We start from the raw sequence: 17,536 nt of genomic DNA, 5'->3' as shown, positions 1-17,536 counted from the left end.
AAAATAAACCTGTCCCTAAATGGTAGGTTTGGGAAGGTCGGGGAACCAGGTTGGCTTGGGTTGGTTGGGTGTGCGCTCGGCTAGGACCAGCTCCATCCAGCACATGTCGTACCAGCGGCCGAACTTTTGGGCGCAGCGATCAAAGGCGCCCACCAGGCGATATCCCATATGGGCATGGAAATCCTGGCTGTTGTGCGTCAGGTACTCGTCGTCCTTGTCGTGCGGCACGGCGATGAGCGCGCACATATTGGTGATGCCCATCGCGACCAGGCACTGCTTAAGAGCATCGTGCAGCTTGCGGCCCAGCCCGCCATGACGCACGTCGCGCGCCAGGTAGATCGACGTCTCGACCGACCAGTCGTACGCCTCGCGGCTGTTGAGCGCGCTCACATAGGCATACCCCACCGGGCGCCCGTCCAGTTCCATCACCAGGTACGGATAGCGCTTGAGCGTACGCTCGATGCGCCCGGCGAACTCCTCAACACTCGGCACCTCGTACTCGCAGGTAATCGCCGTCTGGCGCACATACGGCTCATAGATGGCAAGCAACGCCGGCGCATCATCGGGCGTCGCCAGGCGAATCGTCGGCTCGGACATCTCGGATTTCTCGGGCATACAGCCCCTCCCCCTCAAAAGCAAGAGCCGCCCCACGCCAAATCCAAGCGCAAGGCGGCCCTCTTCGTCACATCAACCTACAGAACCGCCGCCAGCGCATCGATGTCCTCTTGCGTCGTGGCCCAGCTGGTGCAAAAGCGCACCACCATGTGGGTCTCGTCGTACTTTTCCCAGTACTCGATCGAGGCATGCTCGCGAATGCGGGCCATATCCTCGTTGGGCAGAATCACGAACTGCTGGTTGGTCGGCGTCTCCAAAAAGAACTGGTAGCCACGCTCGTGCAGCACGCGGCGCAGCGCCTGAGCCGTCTCAATCGCCTGCCGACCAATCTCATAATACAGGCCATCGGTAAAGAGCGCCTCAAACTGCACACCCGTCAGGCGGCCCTTGGCAAGCAGCGCGCCGTGCTGCTTAATGCGCGGAATGGGGTGCGCCGGGGCGTGCATGCCGCAAAACACCACGGCCTCGCCGCACAGGGCGCCGCACTTTGTGCCGCCGATGTAGAACACGTCACACAGCTGCGCCAGCTCGGGCAGGGTAATGTCGCACTCATCGGCCGCCAGCGCATAGGCCAGGCGGGCGCCATCCACAAACAGCGGAATATCGCGCTTCTGGCACACTGCATGAATCGCCGCGAGCTCAGTCTTGGAGTACAGCGTGCCGTACTCGGTCGATAGGCTCACGTACACGGCACCCGGGAACACCGTATGCTCGTAGCTCTCGTTTTCGTAGAACACCTGGATATAGTTCTTGAGGTCCTCGGCGTGCATCTTGCCCTCGTAGCCGGGGATGGTGAGCACCTTGTGGCCGCCAAACTCGATGGCGCCCGCCTCGTGGCAGGCGACGTGGCCAGTCTCAGCAGCAACGACGCCCTCGTACGGCGCGAGCAGCATGTCAATCACCGTCGCGTTGGTCTGCGTGCCGCCCACCAGCAAAAACACGTCGGCATCGGGGGCCTGACAGGCCTCGCGGATAAGCTGCTTGGCACGCTCGGTATGCGCATCGGTGCCGTAGCCGGGCTGCGGCTCCATGTTGGTGTCGACGAGCGCCTGCAGCACCGCCGGGTGTGCGCCGTGGGAATAGTCGTTGTTGAACGCGAGCATGGCAATCCTCTCTTACCAGGTATCGACCAGATGATTCAGGTGGGGCTATTGTACGCCGTGCGGATAGGCAACGCGCGCGGCAAGGCACTCAAGTGCCAACACCAGGGCAAAGCCGCAGCTCACGTCAGTCAAAAAGTGTGCACCGATCACGATACGGCCAAAGGCGACGAGCGCCGCGACGGCCGCCGCCACCCAAAAGACCACGCGACGACGCGAAGGCTTTTCCGTAAAGGCCGCCGCGGGAAGCCCCGCAAGCATAAGGCCGATCGCCGCGTGCGCCGTGTGCCCGCTCGCGAACGACTTAAAGCCGTCCTTGATTACGCCGGCCGCAATATAGCTCCACTTATCGGGATTGCCGATTACCCACCACGGCTGAAAATTGAGCCCCGGCGTGACCTCGATCACGCGCATGCGCGGGCGCGACCACAGCGGCTTGACAATCACGTTGAGGATGATGGCCTGAGCGACCCACACGGCAAGCACCATCAGCGCCCAGCGCGTGAGATCGTCGGGGTCGGTGTCGCGCGTGAGGCGATAGGCGATGAGGTTGGCCGCGATGACCAGCGTAAACGTCAGCACCAGCTGAAACGCAATAAGCTTGCCGCCGACGCGCAGCGATCCGATAATCTCGTAGCCGACCAGGCCAACGTTGATCAAAATGCCCAGCGCGGCGAGCCACTTGCTCGCCTTGGAATCGGGGCGTGCCGAGCGCACGAGCATAACGCCCGCAACGCTTGCCGTCAGCTCGAACGGCAGCTCACCGGCCGCCTCGACAAAGCGGCCGAACAGGCTGGACGAGTTGAACAGCGCACTCGAGATCTGATAATCGAAAAACGACCCAACGAGCAGACAAAAGGCCAGAACAACCGCGATAATGGCGACATCTTTCTTATAGATGTACCCGAACATACTTTCCTTTCGGTCGGGTGAAGGGCGGTCAACCTGCAATGTGAGTGAGACGAAGATAGCTTTGTCCCGTAAAAACCCTTACAGGTTGAGCATAAGTAAGCGAAAACGTTCCATTTGTGGCAAGGTGGCCCGAAAGAGAAGGGAAGCGTACTTGAGTACGCGACCGACGAGTGAGGGACAGATTGCCCAAATGGGGCGTTTGCAGCGTCACCCCAATTAGTCGTCGTCGCTCGCGCCCAGCTGCTGCAGCAGCATGAGGGCGGCTGCCACCGGACCGGTGCCGTCGCTGGCGTCAAGGCCGCGGCCCAGGCCGCTGCCCGCCCCGGCGCCGGCCTTGTAGGGCACCGACAGCTTGCGGCTTTTGGGGAAGTTCACCGCGCCATAGCGGGTCTTAAGCTCAAAGGCTACCTTCTTGGGAACGTCAACGCCCAGGAAGGTAATGCGCCCACCGCTGAGCGTAACGCTCTCGAGCCCCAAGCGCTCGCCGCGGATACGGATGCGCGCGCGGTTGAACAGGTTGAGTCCTGCCAGTGGCAGCTCACCGTGCGCGGCCTCGGTCTCTTCCTGCACCTCGTCGATACTCTCCAGGTCCTCGGCCGCCGCGAGCTTGCGGTACACGAGCACGCGCTGGTCCACCGCCGGTAGGTACTCCTCGGACAAGAAGTAATCGGCCGGCAGGTTAATGCCCACGCTCGCCGCCTCCATGCCGGCATCGTCATCGCCGCGCGCCTCAGCCACGGCCTGGCCCAGCATCTGCGTAAACAGGTCAAAGCCCACGCTCGATAGGTTGCCGTGCTGCTCGGCACCCATAAGCGAACCGGCACCGCGGATCTCCAGGTCGCGCATGGCAATGCGCATGCCGCTGCCCAGGTCCTGGAACTCGGACAGTGCGGTCAGGCGTGCCGTGGCCTCCTCGGTGAGCGGCAGCTCGCCCGGGAACATAAAGTACGCGTAGGCCTGCGTGGCAGAGCGGCCCACGCGGCCCTTGAGCTGGTAGAGCTGTGCCAGACCCAGACGCTGCGAATCCTCGATGATGAGCGTGTTGGCCGTCGCGTTGTCGATGCCGCTCTCCACGATGGTCGTGGCGATGAGCACGTCGATCTTCTTGGTCGCGAACTCGATCATCACGTCCTCGACCTCGCGCGGGCTCATCTTGCCGTGTGCCACGCCCACGCGCGCCTCGGGCGCGGCCTCGTGCACGCGCGCCACGGCGTCGTCGATGGTCTTGACGCGGTTGGACACGTAGTACACCTGACCGCCGCGGCCCACCTCCAGGCGAATCGCCGCGCTCACCACGTCGGGATCGTACTCCCCCACGTGCACGATCACGGGACGGCGCCCGGTCGGCGGCGTGGTGATCAGGCTCATATCGCGCACACCGCTCGTGGCCATCTGCATGGTTCGCGGAATGGGCGTGGCCGAAAGCGTGAGCACGTCGATCTGCTCGCGCAGGTTCTTGAGCTGTTCCTTATGCTGCACGCCAAAGCGCTGTTCCTCGTCGATGATCACCAAGCCCAGGTTTTTGGGGTTCACATCGGCCGAAAGCAGGCGGTGCGTGCCGATAAGCACGTCGATCGTGCCCTCGGCGAACGCCTTGAGCGCACGCTTTTGCTGCGCCGGCGTGCGAAAGCGGCTGAGCACCTCGACCTCCAGGCCAAACGGGGCAAAGCGCTCAAAGAACGTCTCGTAGTGCTGTTGGGCCAGAATGGTCGTGGGGCAGAGCACCATGACCTGGCGGCCGGAGTCAACGCACTTAAAGGCCGCGCGCAGGGCGACCTCGGTCTTGCCAAAGCCCACGTCGCCGCACAGCAGGCGGTCCATGGGCTTGGGCGCCTCCATGTCGGCCTTGATGTCGGCGATAGCCTCCAGCTGGTCGCGCGTCTCGTCGTAGGGGAAGCTCTGCTCCATCTCGATCTGTTCGGGCGTATCGGGCGGACAGGCGATACCGGTAATCGACGAGCGGCGCGTATACAGGTCGACCAGGTCAAACGCCAGCTTTTTGGCATTCTTGCGCGCCTTGTTGGTAGCCCGCGTCCAGTCGGCGGTGTTGAGCCTGGTCAGGCGCGGCTTGTCGCCGTCGGGGCCAACGTAACGCGTGATGCGGTCAACCTGCTCCAGCGGCACGTAGAGCTTGTCGCCATCGGCATATTCCAGCAAAAAGTAGTCGCGCTCCTTGCCGCCCACTTCCTGGCGCGCGATCTCGCTAAAGAGCGCGATGCCGTGGGTAGCGTGCACCACGTAGTCGCCCGGCTTAAACGGGAAGGTAATCTGCGTAATGTCAACCTTGCGGCGGCTGCGCGCGCGGTTGGCATCCATGCGGGCGTTGAGGTCGGCGATTGAGAACACAGCCAGGTTGGCGTCGGGCACCACCACGCCCTGCGGCAAGGCGGCATCGACAAAGGTCACGCGTCCGCGCGAGATGGTGGGCACGGCGGCGCCGGCGGCAGCCTGGGCGGCACCCGCCTCGAGCGAGCGGGCGTTGAGCGCGTCGGCCTTGCGCTCGCGAATCGCAGCATGGGCATCCTGGCGGGCTGCACGGTCGGCAGAATCCGCCGCTGCCACGCGTACGCGGTCGCCGATAGCGCCGGCATTTTCGGGCGCCGCGGTCAGCGATTCCTCAAAGGTAATGCCCTCGTCGCCAAAGGTGAGCTCCATCGACTCGCGCGCGCCGCGGTCGGGAATGGCAAACACGCAGGCATAGCGCTTGCCCACGACCTCCTGGATGCGCGTCATAAAACGGTTATCCGAGCCTGCAATAGCTGGCTGCTCAATCTTGAGCTCCGCCGTAACCGCACCGCCGGCACGGATCAGGCTCACGTAGTTCAGGCGCTGCTGAGCACCAAAGTCGAGCTGCTGGGCGCGCACGTACAGGCCGTCCAGACGGTCGACCCCCGCCTCGCCGGCACGGGCCTCGATATCCTCGTAGGCACGCAGGCAATCGTCGAACAGCGAGCGCGGCTCGGACAGCACCACGAGCGCCTTGCCACTCACGTGCGACAGCGGGCTCACGGTCTGGCCGTACATCACCGGCAAAAAACGGTCGAGCTCGGGCGTGACGATGCGCGCATCCACCATCTCGAGCAGCGCCGCCAACTTGCTGTCGTCCTGGCTGGCGCGGTAGAGCGCCACATGCATGTTGTGGACGGCGTCGTCGGTGAGTGCGAGCTCGCGGCACGGGAAGATCTCGATGCTGTCCTCGTTGCCGATGGTCTGGCCCGTTGAACTCACCATGCGGCGGATGCGGTCGATCTCGTCGCCGAAAAACTCAATGCGCACAGGCGCCTTTTCCTGCGCGGGAAACACCTCGACGGTGTCGCCGTGCACACGGAACAGGCCGGGCGCGTCGGCGGCACCGGCATTGGTGTAGCCCATGCCCACCAGACGCTGCGGCACCTCGTCAAAGGGAATCTCCTCGCCCACCGCAAAAGTAGTGGACTCCCAGTAGTGGCTCTCGACCGGCGGCACGCAGCGCAGCAGTGCGCGGGCCGAGGCGACCATGATGCAGTTGTCTCCGCGCACGATGCGCCCCAGCGCCTCGCAGCGCTGCGCCACCACGGCATCGTCGGGCGCTTGTTCGCGCCAAGGGTAGTCCTTGCGCTCGGGAAAGCGGCACACGTGCGCCAGGCCCACGTAGGCGGCAAGGCTGCGTGCGGCGCGATCGGCCGCATCCTCGCCGCTCACGATGTAGACCGTGGGGCGTGGACGACGCGCAAACTGGGCGGCGGCCATAAGCGTTCGGCCCGACTGAGACACGGCCAGCGTCACGTCCTCGCCAGAATCGAGCCCGGCCTCGACGGTCTGCAGCGCCTCGGCAGTGTAGAGCTGCGCGGCTATACGGTGAATGAGCATGCTGTTCCTCCGGCATTGCAACGCCAAAAGCCCGCCGAGGCAAGCTCGACGGGTCGTTCGTCAAATTCGTTGCCTGTCATGGTAGCGCATGGAGGGGACTCCAGCTCAGGCGTACACCCAGCCCCGCAACAAAAACGCCAGACAGAACTGAACTCACCGGCCCCGCCAAAATCTCCCCGTCACGTCGAACGCCGCAACCACGGAAGGTGCCCCAAGAAACGGCTATTCCTCAAAAAAGCTCGCAACGTTCAGGCGGCTCGTCCACTCACCTATGGTGTTGGCAAAACCGACGCGTGTGTACACGCCCGCAAAACGGCCGCGATACAGGTACAGGCCTTCCATATTAGAAGCGGGCGCAAAACCAAGATCATCCACAAGTCCTTTGGGCGCCTCTCCTCGATGCGGCCCATCGACAAGCGTTCCGCGCAAGCAGGGAGTCTGATACTGCTGAGCATACTCCTGCACAATCGCCCCAGCTGCCACAGCGCGAGCAAGCACCTGGGACCATTCCCGTTCCGTGACATCCAAACCGGCGACAACGCCAACCGCGTTGTAGCCGCCGCACGGCTTGACAATCCATCGATCCTTTTCGGCAAATCTCGACAACTGGGTGCTTTCGTCCAAAATCTCGGTATAGGGCACATGCTCCCGTACAAACGATTGCTCCTCAGGGCTCAACAAGGACTGCCCGGCTCGAGACCACAAAAACGCAAATACGGTCTTAGTCGCACACGGCCACGTTCTAAAACCACCGACGATGCATGCAAGCCCTTCTTGGGCAGCCTCGATTAAGGCCGAGCGTCCGTCGCACGGCTTATCCCACAGCTCGCCGGTCACCGCGCGCCGCCAAACGCAATCAATAGGACCAGCGGCATCGCACAGGCGCCTAGCACCGCCCTCTTCTTCGACAATCCGCAGGTCACGCACATCCGCAAAGCGTGCGACTACGCCCCGCTGCCTCATAAGGTCGACAAAATGAGCTGCATCTTCCAAGTCGATGCTTTCCGAATAGTCGACGATTGCCACCGAAGCAGGATATATCTTTGATTGCGGTGCATAGAGCCCCTCGTCAACGCAGGCCCCGTCGTCCGATCGCGCACCATCCTCGGTGCGGCGAGGATGGGCCAGCTCCCACTCTGCATAGGTCTCAAACAATGCATCTATCCAGCTGCCGCATAAATCGTACTGCCGAAAGCCGGGGTGGTCGGATGCAAACTCCTCAAAGGAAGGCGTCATTCGCACTGCCTGACAGACCGCATCGGTCACTACCATTCCAGCACTGCCATCGGTATTGAGCTCGCAAAACGTATACGAACCGGCGTCCTCGTCAAGAAAGATATCAACGCGCGCAAGGGGGATCTGGCAATCATAGCCGGCATCCATTGCGCACAGGTCAGCAAAAGCCGGATCCATGCGAAACCATGCACGCACGGAGGCATCGGAACAAAACGCCCGTGTCACCTTGTCCATAATGCCGTACATGCGCTCGGCCGCCTCCTTAAGAAGCGCCGTCATATCCTTATCGAATATCTTTGGCGTTAAAGCCCAGGGCGCAGGGTCGCCATGGTAGAGTGCATGGGTTTGAGACAAGTATTCGTCGCCTTTGCGACGACCAGGTAGGTCACCTTCGCGCGTGCGCACAATGCGCTCAAAATAATCTTCAAGCTCTCGCGTCTTCAATGTTGCCACGTTGCCCTCCATTGCTTGATTTTTTGTTCATGCTACGCCAGCACGCCACGACTTCGGCGCGCTTGAATAGGCTTCTAAATTAGCAACACATTTTTGCATGAGGCGACAGGAAGCAACATATACTCCTGCTCAAGCGCATGCCCAGCCCCGCAGTTCGTGTAAAAATCAGTTCCGTCGGGCATCTCGGAGCCACACTTGGTGCAAGACATATTCGGGCATCCCCTCACAACAAACGGCATCTGTCGCCATCATATTGAGCCCTCGCGACCCACATGTGCTGCGCAACATTAGTCGCCGTCCTCGGGTGCCGGCAAAATGCGGCGGGCCCCTACCCCATCACACGCACGCTGGGGCAAAGGTCTGCCAGCGGGCACTCATCGCACTTGGGTTTGCGGGCGTCGCAGATCTCGCGGCCAAAGGTGATCCACTGGTGGTTGACCGATCCCCAATACTCGTGCGGCAGAATCTTGAGCAGATCTTGCTCGGTCTTGAGCGGCTCTTTGGCATGCGTCTTGGGGCTCAGCATCAGGCGGTGCGCGATGCGGTTGACGTGCGTATCGACCGCGATGCCCTCGACAATGCCAAACCCCACGTTGAGCACGATGTTCGCCGTTTTACGTCCCACACCCGGCAACTTGACGAGCTCCTTCATGTCGGCCGGTACCTCGCCGCCGTAATCGGCAACGATCATCTGCGCGGCCTCCACGGCGTGCTTGGCCTTGCTCTTATAAAAGCCGAGTGACTTGATGGTCTCGGCCACGTCGGTCACACTTGCCCCGGCCATGGCCTCGGACGTGGGCCACTGGGCAAATAGTTGGGGCGTTACCTTATTGACCTGCGCGTCGGTCGTCTGAGCCGAGAGCAGTACCGAGATAAGTAGCCTAAAGGGATTCTCGTGGTCCAAAAAGCACTCGACCGGGCCATAGCGACGGTTAAGGCGCTCGCACACCTCAACGGCGCGCTCGCGTTTGGCGGCATTGGTCTCGCGTGGCATAACGACTCCTCGGATCGGCAGAAACATAACTTCACAAAAACGATTGTCCCACGTACGGGGACCTTAAGCCTCCAAAAATGCGCCGGTCTGGCGGCTCCACAGGCTTGCATATTCGCCGCCCGCCTCGACGAGCTGCGCATGCGTACCGTCCTCGACAATCTCGCCGTCCGCCAGCACCACGATGCGATCGAGCGCCGCCACGGTGGACAGGCGGTGCGCCACCACAATGGAGGTGCGGCCGCGCATCAGGTTCTCGAGCGCTTCCTGCACCAGCGCCTCGGACTCACTGTCCAAGGCAGACGTTGCCTCGTCGAGCACCAGAATCGGCGCATCGGTGAGGATGGCGCGGGCGATGGCCACGCGCTGGCGCTGGCCGCCCGAAAGCTTGACGCCGCGCTCGCCCACCATGGTGTCAAAGCCACGGGGCAGGCGGTCGATAAACTCAGTCGCATTAGCCAAGTGAGCCGCCTCGCGAATCTGCTCGTCGGTGGCGTCGGGGCGGCCGTAGGCGATATTCTCGCGAATGGAGCGGTGGAACAGCAGCGCCTCCTGCGGCACGTAGGCAACCTGGCGGCGCAGGCTCTGCTGCGTGCAGCGCGAGACATCCTGGCCGTCCACGAGCACGCGGCCGCCTTGCACGTCGTCCAGGCGAAGCAACAGCTTGGTAAGTGTCGTCTTGCCCGAGCCCGATTTGCCCACCAGGCCCACGCGCTGGCCCGCCGCCACATGGAGCGTCAGGTCATCGAACACGTTCTCGCCCACCGCGGCGTCACGGTATGCAAAGCTCAAGTGCTCAAAATCAATTGCGCCCTCGCGCACCTTGAGCTCGGGGGCATGCGCGTCGTCTGCCACCAGACGCGGCTCGTCCAGCACGCGCGTCATCTCGGCGGCGTCGCCCAGCGCGCGGTTGATGCGTTGCATCATGGAGCTCACGTAGTTCAGACGCATAGTGAGGTTGTACGTGTAGGTAAAGATCATGACGAGCACGCCGGCCGAAATGCCAAACCACGCGTTGCCACCCGCGGCGAACACACTCACCACGGCCATGGTAATGACGATAAGGCCCGAGGTCGTAAAGTTGCGTTGCATCATGGCGTGCATCGATACCGTTTCGGCATCGCGCGCGGCACGGTCGGCGGTATCGAATAGGTCGCGCTCAAAGTCCTCGCGCCCGCAGGTCTTGACGGCCAAGATGTTCGTGACCGCGTCGGACAGCACGCCCGACAGCTTGTTCTGCGCGGCGGACGTCGCGGCCGAAAGCGGCATGATGCGCTTGTACATAAGCCAGACAAACGCGATGTAGACGACCATGATGCCCACCAGGATCACGGTAAATGCAGGCACCACCGGGGCGAGCGCCGCCACCGTGCAGACAACCGAGGTGATAGTGGGGATGAGCGAATACACCGTCACGTCCACCAGACCCGTGTAGCCGCTCATAAAACGGCTCGTCTGGCTCACAAGCGATCCGCCAAATCGACTGGTGTGGAATGTCATGGATTGGTTGGAGAGCGTGTCGAAGCACAAGCGCGCCAGGTGATAGTTGCCCGCAATCTCGAGCTTGTAGACGGTGTAATCCTGCAGCTTGGAGAGGATCTGGCCTACCAGGTTAACGAGCACGAGCGCCAGAATATAGGGGCTAAAGACCTCAAACACCTGGTCGCCTGCCACGGGGCCGGCCTGGACGCGGTCGACGATAAGCGCCATCACGTAGGTGTTGGCAAACGTAAGCAAAAAGATATAGCCCGCCGACGAGAATACCGAGAGAAAGACGATCAGCGGCTGCGTGCGCGTGACATCCCAAAAACGCTGCAACGTGCGGCGCACGGTGGAGCGTTTGAGCGGACTGGTGCTTTTCTGAGACATAGGCTTCCTTTCGCGTCTGATAGGGCGAAACGCCATTGTTGCACACTAAAGCGCGCTTCAAGCACGTACGACACGAAAAGCGCCCGCGCTCCGCGCTTGCGCAGACGCCCCGCCGTCAGGCACAGCTAGTCCTCGTCTTCTTGATCTGCGGGCAGGCCCGCGGACGTGAGCCCCAAGATCGCGTCGGCCTCGTCGGCATCCTCCAGGGCGTCGATATCCTTGAGCTTGCGCTCCATGACGTTGGTGCGCGTGGTGATGATGCCCTCGACCGTCTTTCCCGCGGTCTCGATCTGCTGTTGGGCGCGACGCAGCGCCGCTTGATAGCGCGGCAGCTCGGCCTTGACGGCGGAAAGCACGCGCAACACATCATCGGTGCGTTTTTGCAGCCTAAACGTCTGGTAGCTCATCTGCAGGCTGTTGAGGATGGCGGCCATGGTGCTGGGGCCGGCAACGTTGACGTGATAATCGCGGCCCAGGGTCTCGATAAGCCCGGGACGACTGACGACCTCGGCGAACAGGCCCTCAAACGGCACGAACAGAATGCCAAAGTTGGTCGTCGCGGGCACGCTCAGGTACTTCTCGCAGATGTCCTTTGCCTCGCGTTTGACCATCGCATCGAGCGTCTTGCGCGCAGTGGCGACGGCCTCCGCGTCGCCCGACTCCTGGGCATCAAGCAAATGCTCGTACGCGTCGCCCGGGAATTTGGAGTCAATCGGCAGCAGCACGGGATCGCCCTCGTCTACCGGCAGCTTGACGGCAAACTCAACACGCTCCGAGGCGCCAGGCTTGGTGGCAACGTTTTCCAGATACTGGTCGGGCGTAAGGATGTCCGCCAGGATCGCGCCCAGCTGCACCTCGCCCAAAATGCCGCGCGCCTTCACATTGCCCAGCACGCGCTTAAGGTCGCCCACGCCGGTGGCGATGGACTGCATGTCGCCCAGGCCCTTGTACACGGCCTCGAGCTGATCACTCACCTGCTTAAACGATGCGGACAGACGATCGTTGAGCGTACGGGAAAGCTTCTCGTCCACCGTCGCGCGCATCTGGTCGAGCTGAACGTTGTTGTCCTTGCGGATGGCACCCAGCTGGGCATCGACCGTCTCGCGCACCTTGTCCAGGCGGTGCTCGATGCCCTCGCGGTTGGCGCCGAGCTGCTGGGCCGTCTCACGGCGCAGATCGTCCATGCGGTCGCCGGCCTGTGAGAACTCGCGCGCAATGGTCAGGTAGCGCTGCTGCTCCACGGCGGCGTCGGTCGTCTGCTGCTGCGCGATGGCGTTTGCCGTGCGGCGGGTTTCTGCCAGCGCGACGTTGAGGGCATCGAGTGTGCTGTTGGCCTGCTCGAGCGCCGCGAGCGTCTCCGCGTCGTTGCCGCCACGCTCTCGCAACTCGGCACGCAGGCCCTTAAGCTGCAGGGCGCAAACCACAGCAACTCCCACCGCCACCAAGGCAATCACAACAAGCGCAATATCAATAGCAGACATAGACTCCGCCCAACAAACCCAATCGAGTATCAATCAAAACCGCGATCAATCTTACCCCGCCACACGCACCGGGCGCCCAGCCCCTTCTTGTGCGCTTCTCTCCTCCGCATATTTCATAATGCGGCGCGCCGTCTCCCTGCTCACTTTTGAGTCATTGCCGGCCAAGTATGCGTATACGTTTCCTTTATTCAAGTGCAGAGCACGGCAGAGGCCATAGCGCGTTACACCCGATTCCTCCAATGCTTTCAGTGTTCTCTTTCTCATCAGGGCGTTCACCCTTCTGTTGGCCGCTGGCTTTTCTTTCACCCCTCTATACGCACGCCAAACGTTGGCATAACGATTAGGGAGCTCACTTTTGGCGCATAGAGACGCCATGTTACCCGCTTGACTGTACAAGGACAAAACGCCTCGGTAATCCTCTTCCATCCACGAGCCCTCGGATAAACCCAGAACGTATTCGGCTTTTCCTTGCGCCAAAGCGAGCAAAAACAGAGGCTCCGCCACGCGCGGCGCAACCGTCGTCGCCCGCTCAACCAGTTTTCTAAAACTTAGTGACTGCTGTCCAGATAGCTCTCGGCAATAGCCTTTTAAGAATCCCTCAAAGGTCAGATTCAACCGAACACCTCCTTTTTGTATTGCCTGTATGCGCAGACCATCTCTTGATAACTCCGCTCCTAAGGCGACGAGGCCAACGCCTCTCCTTCATCGAATATAAGCCGCTCGAGCAGATCCCAATCAAGTCGATCGATAAATGTTCGACTATGGAGGTCAACGATGTCGTTCGGACGATAGGCATAAAGCTTCATCACCGCCAGATCCTCCAAAGATGGCGTAAAGTACCTGATAAAATGCGCCCCAATCTCCAGTGGGATCAGGCGATTTTCGTAATTGAATGGCATCTGGTTGCAATATGCCACTGCCATACCATTCACCTCGGGGTATCGAGCTATGATCTCGCAGGGACACCTGTCTGCCTCAAACACATCAATGTCATGTGTAACCGATCGATTCGTCACATCGTTTAGCATGAAGGCGCATCCTCCCACCAATATAACGCTCGGCCTATCGTCTCTTGGACCTATTTCCAGCTCCGCCTCTTCGTCAATGCCCAAAAGAGTCTGCTCTAAATCCTGCTTATACATAGCAAATCCTATTATTATTTATCTTTAATAATACTATTCAGTCGCACGACAGTACCTACAGGATGCAAGAATTCTACTCGTGGCGATAACCCCTACATCCTAGAAGTCCTAATGTGACAAACGCTAACTCTCCCAGCCGGCGCGGATGGTTGTTATGACATCGCCTAGGCGCCGGCCGAGGGCTGACAGATGTTGGAGCACTTCATTGGGCGAGGCGCCGTTGAGGATGCAGGTGAACGCATACGAGACCAAGAAAATCGCCGCAAGTCCTAACGGAATGAGCACGATCATCGCTAATGTGCGCAGGCGCTGGCCCACGCGGCGGTGACGCGTGCGGCGTTTGTCGAACGCAAGCTCCTGCGCATACGAATCTTGTTGTACGGAATAGTTCTCTGGCGCCGATCCGCCCGCAAGCGAAACCGCGGGCGTGGCATTTTGCGCAGGGGGCTGGGCGGCTGCCCTTTGCATTTGCATCTCCATGAGCCGTTGCTGCTGGCGCAACATGCGCTCGGCTTGTTGCTGCGGAGTCTCAAGAAACAGATCCATGCTGGCCTCCTCAATCGGAGCATTCGACGCTTACGCCCAGCATCCCGCACCGCCAAGGCCACGGCAACGCAATCCGTAGCAATAGCTGCAAAGTTTCTTTTACCAGAAAGCTGTCGAAAAGCTCAACGACTCCCCTACCAGCACTTTCTCTGAGCTTTTTTCGTCAGCAATCTTTTGGCCTTCCGCCCTTACGCCAACTGACCAAAATCTAACCAAAAGCTTGACGAAAAATGTGGAGACCGGAACCTCAAACAAGGCGCGGCGCCCCGAATGAGGTGCGAAAAAACAAGGCGGCACGGCCTTGGGCGAAGCACCCTGGACAGTTAGTTCAAATACGTATAATTCAGACCCCCTCCATATGCCCTAAGATGCTACGTTTGGCGCGATTGATTCCACACAACGGGCAAGTAAGACCTAAAACCAGGCCCTTCAGGCAGCCCAAAGGGGCTCGATAGGCCTCCAACTGCCAAAAAGCCGACCGCAGAGTGATTGGAAAAATACGTATCTGAACTAACTGTCCACCCCATACAAGACGTGCCGCCCCAAAAGGGACGGCACACAAACTTAATTATCAGCTTTTCTGTAGCGAGCACGCGACGACCCAACGCCAGAGCGCAGGGCGGGGAAATACCTTTGCCTCGCGCAACCCTGCGGAGCCGTGAGCGAGAGGGGAAGGTATTTCCCCGCCCTGCGCTCCGCAGTCCACGTTCGTATCGGCGCTAGTAGTTCACCACCTGCTCCTCAAAGTACGCCTTCGGGTGATTGCACACCGGGCACACCTCGGGCGCTTCGGCACCCACATGCAGGTGCCCGCAGTTCAGGCACTTCCATACCTTCACGCCCTCGCGCTCAAACACCTCGCCCGACTCAATGCGTGCGACAAGCTTGTTGTAGCGCTCCTCGTGAGCCTTCTCGACAGCACCGACGCCGCGGAACTTTGCGGCAATCTCGGCAAAGCCCTCCTCCTCGGCGGTCTTGGCAAACTCGTCGTACATCGTGGTCCACTCGTAGTTCTCGCCCGCAGCGGCATCACGCAAGTTGTCCAGGGTGTCGGGAACGGCGCCGTCGTGCAGATACTTAAACCACAGCTTGGCGTGCTCGGACTCGTTACCTGCGGTCTCGGCAAAGATATTCGAGATCTGAACGTAGCCGTCCTTTTTGGCCTTAGATGCGTAGTAGCGATACTTGGTGTGCGCCTGGGACTCACCGGCAAAAGCGGTCTCGAGGTTCTTCTTGGTTTGGGAGTTCTCAAAATCCATAGGTGTACTTCCCTTCAACACATGCCGCCCGTAGGCTTCGAGCGGCCTTGTCTTTAGGATGCCCTCATGTCGAAAATCTAAACCTTACAATCCTGTTCTTCAGATTTGAGCGGGCTACACACTCAGCCAACGATCGCCCTCGGAGCGGCAAAAGCCCTCGTGCTCCAGATCGGCAAGAATACTTGCGACCAGCTCGCGCTCGACCGACTCTCTGCCGGCTGCCGCCTCCATCTCGTTAACGCCTGCAACAGCTTCATCAACCGTAATGCCCGCCGGCTGCCCATCGCGCGCCGCCAGCAGCATGCGCACAATGTGGGCGCGCTTTTGGCGGCGCGAACCCTCAAACTTGGACTGACGACTATAGCCCGCCGACCGCCTGGACGGATTTGGCAGCGTCTTTTTAAGATACGCGCCGTAATCCAGCAGCGCATAATACCACGCGCGCGGCGTGTCGGCATCGTCTTGAGGCGCGGCAAAGGGCGCAATCTCGTCCGCCGTCGCACCGGGGGCCGCCGGACAGGCGGCTTGGATCAGCGGCACCAGCTCGCGATCGGGAACGGCCGGCACATCGGGAAAAAAATGATGCAGAAAGACCGTGCGCACGTTGGTCTCCAGATACACGCCCGGAAGATCGAACGCAAACGACCGGATGCCCTGCGCCGTCGCCGGGCCAATACCGGGCAGGGCGACCAGGTCGCGCGTCTCACGTGGAAACTCCCCATCCCAGTCTTCCATAACGCACTGAGCGGCTCTGTGAAGCGCCAGAGCACGCCGGTTGTAGCCCATCCCCTGCCAAGCGTCCAAAACGTCGGAAGGAGCGGCCTGGGCGAGCGCCTGTACGGTCGGAAAGCGGTCGAGCCACGCGGGCATACGCGTCTCCACACGCGGCACCTGCGTTTGCTGCAGCATAACCTCGGAAAGCCAAATAATGTACGGGTCGCGCGTGCGGCGCCACGGAAGGTCGCGATAACGCAGGACCCCTTCCGAACGAATCATCGAACGAAAGGGGTCCTGAATCATGGCTATGCTCCTTATGCGGCGCTATTCCCCCCGGCAAGCGCACGCACAGGTGGCGTACTCGGGAAACGCATCGCGGTCGGCGAACTTGGAATCGACGGCCGGGAACTGGCGGTGAGCGACGACATCGCCCAGCGAAACGGAATCGAGGTAGTCGCGCATCAGCGCTTGAGCTCCGGCCCACAGGGAATGATAGCAGCACGTACCCATGCGCGCACAGTCGCCATCGGGCGCAGTGCAATCGTTCATGACGATGGGGCCCTGAACGGCCTCAACGACCTGGCGGATGGTGACATCGTCGGGGCTGACCTTAAGACGCATGCCGCCATGGACGCCACGCAGGCTCTCCACAATACCGGCCTGAACCAAACCATGCTGGATCGAACGGGCAAACGAATACGGCACATTGACCTCTTCGGCGGCGGTGCGAACAGAAAGCAGACGCTCCGGGTCCTCGGCAAGCATCGCGAGCATGCGAAGGGCGTAATCAGTCTTCCTCGATATGTCCATTTTTCCCCTTTCAAAGAATAGGAACAGCTCGAACGAGCTCCGGGGCCGAGCTTACGTCGAGACACCAATGACCGTATGGACGCCCAAATTGCAAAATGGGTGCCCACTGAATGCCGTGTTTGAAGCCTCTTGCATCAAAAACGGCCCACAGTGCAATTCAGTATAACCTGCCCCTACTTCATTGAGCAGGCGTTGCGCAACAAATTCCTTGTTTGAACCATGTCTCAAGCGGAGCTTGTCCGGAAATTGGAAGGCTTTGGTTTTGGGCGAAAAGAGCCGATGGGATCAAAGTCCTATCAAACGCAAAAAACCACGTCCGAAGACGTGGTTTTAATTGCATTGGCGGGAAGTACGGGGCTCGAACCCGCGACCTCCGACGTGACAGGCCGGCGCTCTAACCAAACTGAGCTAACTCCCCAGGCAGTCGTTCGCGTTTGTTTCCGCTCGCGTGCGCTGCGGGGATTAGTATACACAGAAGCCTGTCCGGTGCGCAACAACTTTTTTGAAAATATTTTTTGGGCCCTCCGGGAGGGTCTCCGGGGCCGGCTGGCGCGGG

14 protein-coding genes and 1 tRNA gene are annotated in these 17,536 nt (G+C 60.7%); all 15 read right to left on the bottom strand.

Features of this window, described 5'->3' with window-relative positions; genetic code table 11:
- Nucleotides 1-15: 15 nt before the first annotated feature.
- Complete coding sequence (locus SFLMC1_RS05200) at nt 16-615, bottom strand: GNAT family N-acetyltransferase (RefSeq protein WP_152074119.1); 600 nt, start codon at nt 613-615, stop codon at nt 16-18.
- A 77-nt stretch (nt 616-692) separates the two neighbouring features.
- Nucleotides 693-1,718, bottom strand: a complete 1,026-nt coding sequence (locus tag SFLMC1_RS05195) for a threonine aldolase family protein (RefSeq protein ID WP_152074120.1) — start codon at nt 1,716-1,718, stop codon at nt 693-695.
- Between the two features lie 45 nt (nt 1,719-1,763).
- A complete protein-coding gene (locus SFLMC1_RS05190; protein WP_152074121.1) occupies nt 1,764-2,627 on the bottom strand; it encodes a phosphatase PAP2 family protein in 864 nt (287 codons plus the stop codon).
- 216 nt (nt 2,628-2,843) lie between these two features.
- Nucleotides 2,844-6,476 carry a transcription-repair coupling factor gene (gene mfd, locus SFLMC1_RS05185; protein ID WP_152074122.1) on the bottom strand — a complete coding sequence of 1,211 codons (3,633 nt, stop codon included), beginning with the start codon at nt 6,474-6,476 and terminating at the stop codon, nt 2,844-2,846.
- A gap of 222 nt (nt 6,477-6,698) precedes the next feature.
- Nucleotides 6,699-8,165, bottom strand: coding sequence for a hypothetical protein (locus SFLMC1_RS05180; RefSeq protein ID WP_152074123.1), 1,467 nt, complete (start codon nt 8,163-8,165; stop codon nt 6,699-6,701).
- A 328-nt stretch (nt 8,166-8,493) separates the two neighbouring features.
- Nucleotides 8,494-9,159: an endonuclease III gene (gene nth / locus SFLMC1_RS05175; RefSeq protein ID WP_152074124.1), complete on the bottom strand. Its 666-nt coding sequence runs from the start codon at nt 9,157-9,159 to the stop codon at nt 8,494-8,496.
- 63 nt (nt 9,160-9,222) lie between these two features.
- Nucleotides 9,223-11,025, bottom strand: a complete 1,803-nt coding sequence (locus SFLMC1_RS05170) for an ABC transporter ATP-binding protein (RefSeq protein ID WP_152074125.1) — start codon at nt 11,023-11,025, stop codon at nt 9,223-9,225.
- A gap of 125 nt (nt 11,026-11,150) precedes the next feature.
- Nucleotides 11,151-12,506, bottom strand: coding sequence for a DNA recombination protein RmuC (locus SFLMC1_RS05165; protein ID WP_152074126.1), 1,356 nt, complete (start codon nt 12,504-12,506; stop codon nt 11,151-11,153).
- 51 nt (nt 12,507-12,557) lie between these two features.
- Nucleotides 12,558-13,121: a transcriptional regulator gene (locus SFLMC1_RS05160; protein ID WP_152074127.1), complete on the bottom strand. Its 564-nt coding sequence runs from the start codon at nt 13,119-13,121 to the stop codon at nt 12,558-12,560.
- A gap of 59 nt (nt 13,122-13,180) precedes the next feature.
- Nucleotides 13,181-13,648 (bottom strand): DUF6036 family nucleotidyltransferase, encoded by a 468-nt coding sequence (locus tag SFLMC1_RS05155; RefSeq protein ID WP_152074128.1) that lies wholly within the window; start codon nt 13,646-13,648, stop codon nt 13,181-13,183.
- 123 nt (nt 13,649-13,771) lie between these two features.
- Nucleotides 13,772-14,194: a hypothetical protein gene (locus tag SFLMC1_RS05150; protein WP_152074129.1), complete on the bottom strand. Its 423-nt coding sequence runs from the start codon at nt 14,192-14,194 to the stop codon at nt 13,772-13,774.
- 719 nt (nt 14,195-14,913) lie between these two features.
- Entirely contained in the window at nt 14,914-15,453 is a 540-nt protein-coding gene (gene rbr, locus SFLMC1_RS05145; RefSeq protein ID WP_152074130.1) for a rubrerythrin, read from the bottom strand.
- 114 nt (nt 15,454-15,567) lie between these two features.
- The gene (locus SFLMC1_RS05140) at nt 15,568-16,473 is read right to left on the bottom strand and encodes an adenine glycosylase (protein ID WP_152074131.1); all 906 of its coding nucleotides are present in this window, start codon (nt 16,471-16,473) and stop codon (nt 15,568-15,570) included.
- A gap of 21 nt (nt 16,474-16,494) precedes the next feature.
- Nucleotides 16,495-16,980 carry an RrF2 family transcriptional regulator gene (locus SFLMC1_RS05135; protein WP_152074132.1) on the bottom strand — a complete coding sequence of 162 codons (486 nt, stop codon included), beginning with the start codon at nt 16,978-16,980 and terminating at the stop codon, nt 16,495-16,497.
- A 340-nt stretch (nt 16,981-17,320) separates the two neighbouring features.
- Nucleotides 17,321-17,398 (bottom strand) — tRNA-Asp (locus SFLMC1_RS05130).
- Between the last annotated feature and the right edge of the window lie 138 nt (nt 17,399-17,536).

It is taken from the genome of Collinsella aerofaciens, assembly GCF_901212495.1.
Lineage (GTDB): Bacteria > Actinomycetota > Coriobacteriia > Coriobacteriales > Coriobacteriaceae > Collinsella > Collinsella aerofaciens_H.
Note: the sequence above shows the minus strand (reverse complement) of the source record. Positions and strands in the feature narration are given on the sequence as shown.

Coding starts and splice junctions, on each gene's coding strand:
- SFLMC1_RS05155 (WP_152074128.1), bottom strand. CDS start 13,648: ATGTATAAGCAGGATTTAGAGCAGACTCTTTTGGGCATTGACGAAGAG.
- SFLMC1_RS05200 (WP_152074119.1), bottom strand. CDS start 615: ATGCCCGAGAAATCCGAGATGTCCGAGCCGACGATTCGCCTGGCGACG.
- SFLMC1_RS05195 (WP_152074120.1), bottom strand. CDS start 1,718: ATGCTCGCGTTCAACAACGACTATTCCCACGGCGCACACCCGGCGGTG.
- mfd (WP_152074122.1), bottom strand. CDS start 6,476: ATGCTCATTCACCGTATAGCCGCGCAGCTCTACACTGCCGAGGCGCTG.
- nth (WP_152074124.1), bottom strand. CDS start 9,159: ATGCCACGCGAGACCAATGCCGCCAAACGCGAGCGCGCCGTTGAGGTG.
- SFLMC1_RS05165 (WP_152074126.1), bottom strand. CDS start 12,506: ATGTCTGCTATTGATATTGCGCTTGTTGTGATTGCCTTGGTGGCGGTG.
- rbr (WP_152074130.1), bottom strand. CDS start 15,453: ATGGATTTTGAGAACTCCCAAACCAAGAAGAACCTCGAGACCGCTTTT.
- SFLMC1_RS05150 (WP_152074129.1), bottom strand. CDS start 14,194: ATGGATCTGTTTCTTGAGACTCCGCAGCAACAAGCCGAGCGCATGTTG.
- SFLMC1_RS05170 (WP_152074125.1), bottom strand. CDS start 11,025: ATGTCTCAGAAAAGCACCAGTCCGCTCAAACGCTCCACCGTGCGCCGC.
- SFLMC1_RS05135 (WP_152074132.1), bottom strand. CDS start 16,980: ATGGACATATCGAGGAAGACTGATTACGCCCTTCGCATGCTCGCGATG.
- SFLMC1_RS05140 (WP_152074131.1), bottom strand. CDS start 16,473: ATGATTCAGGACCCCTTTCGTTCGATGATTCGTTCGGAAGGGGTCCTG.
- SFLMC1_RS05190 (WP_152074121.1), bottom strand. CDS start 2,627: ATGTTCGGGTACATCTATAAGAAAGATGTCGCCATTATCGCGGTTGTT.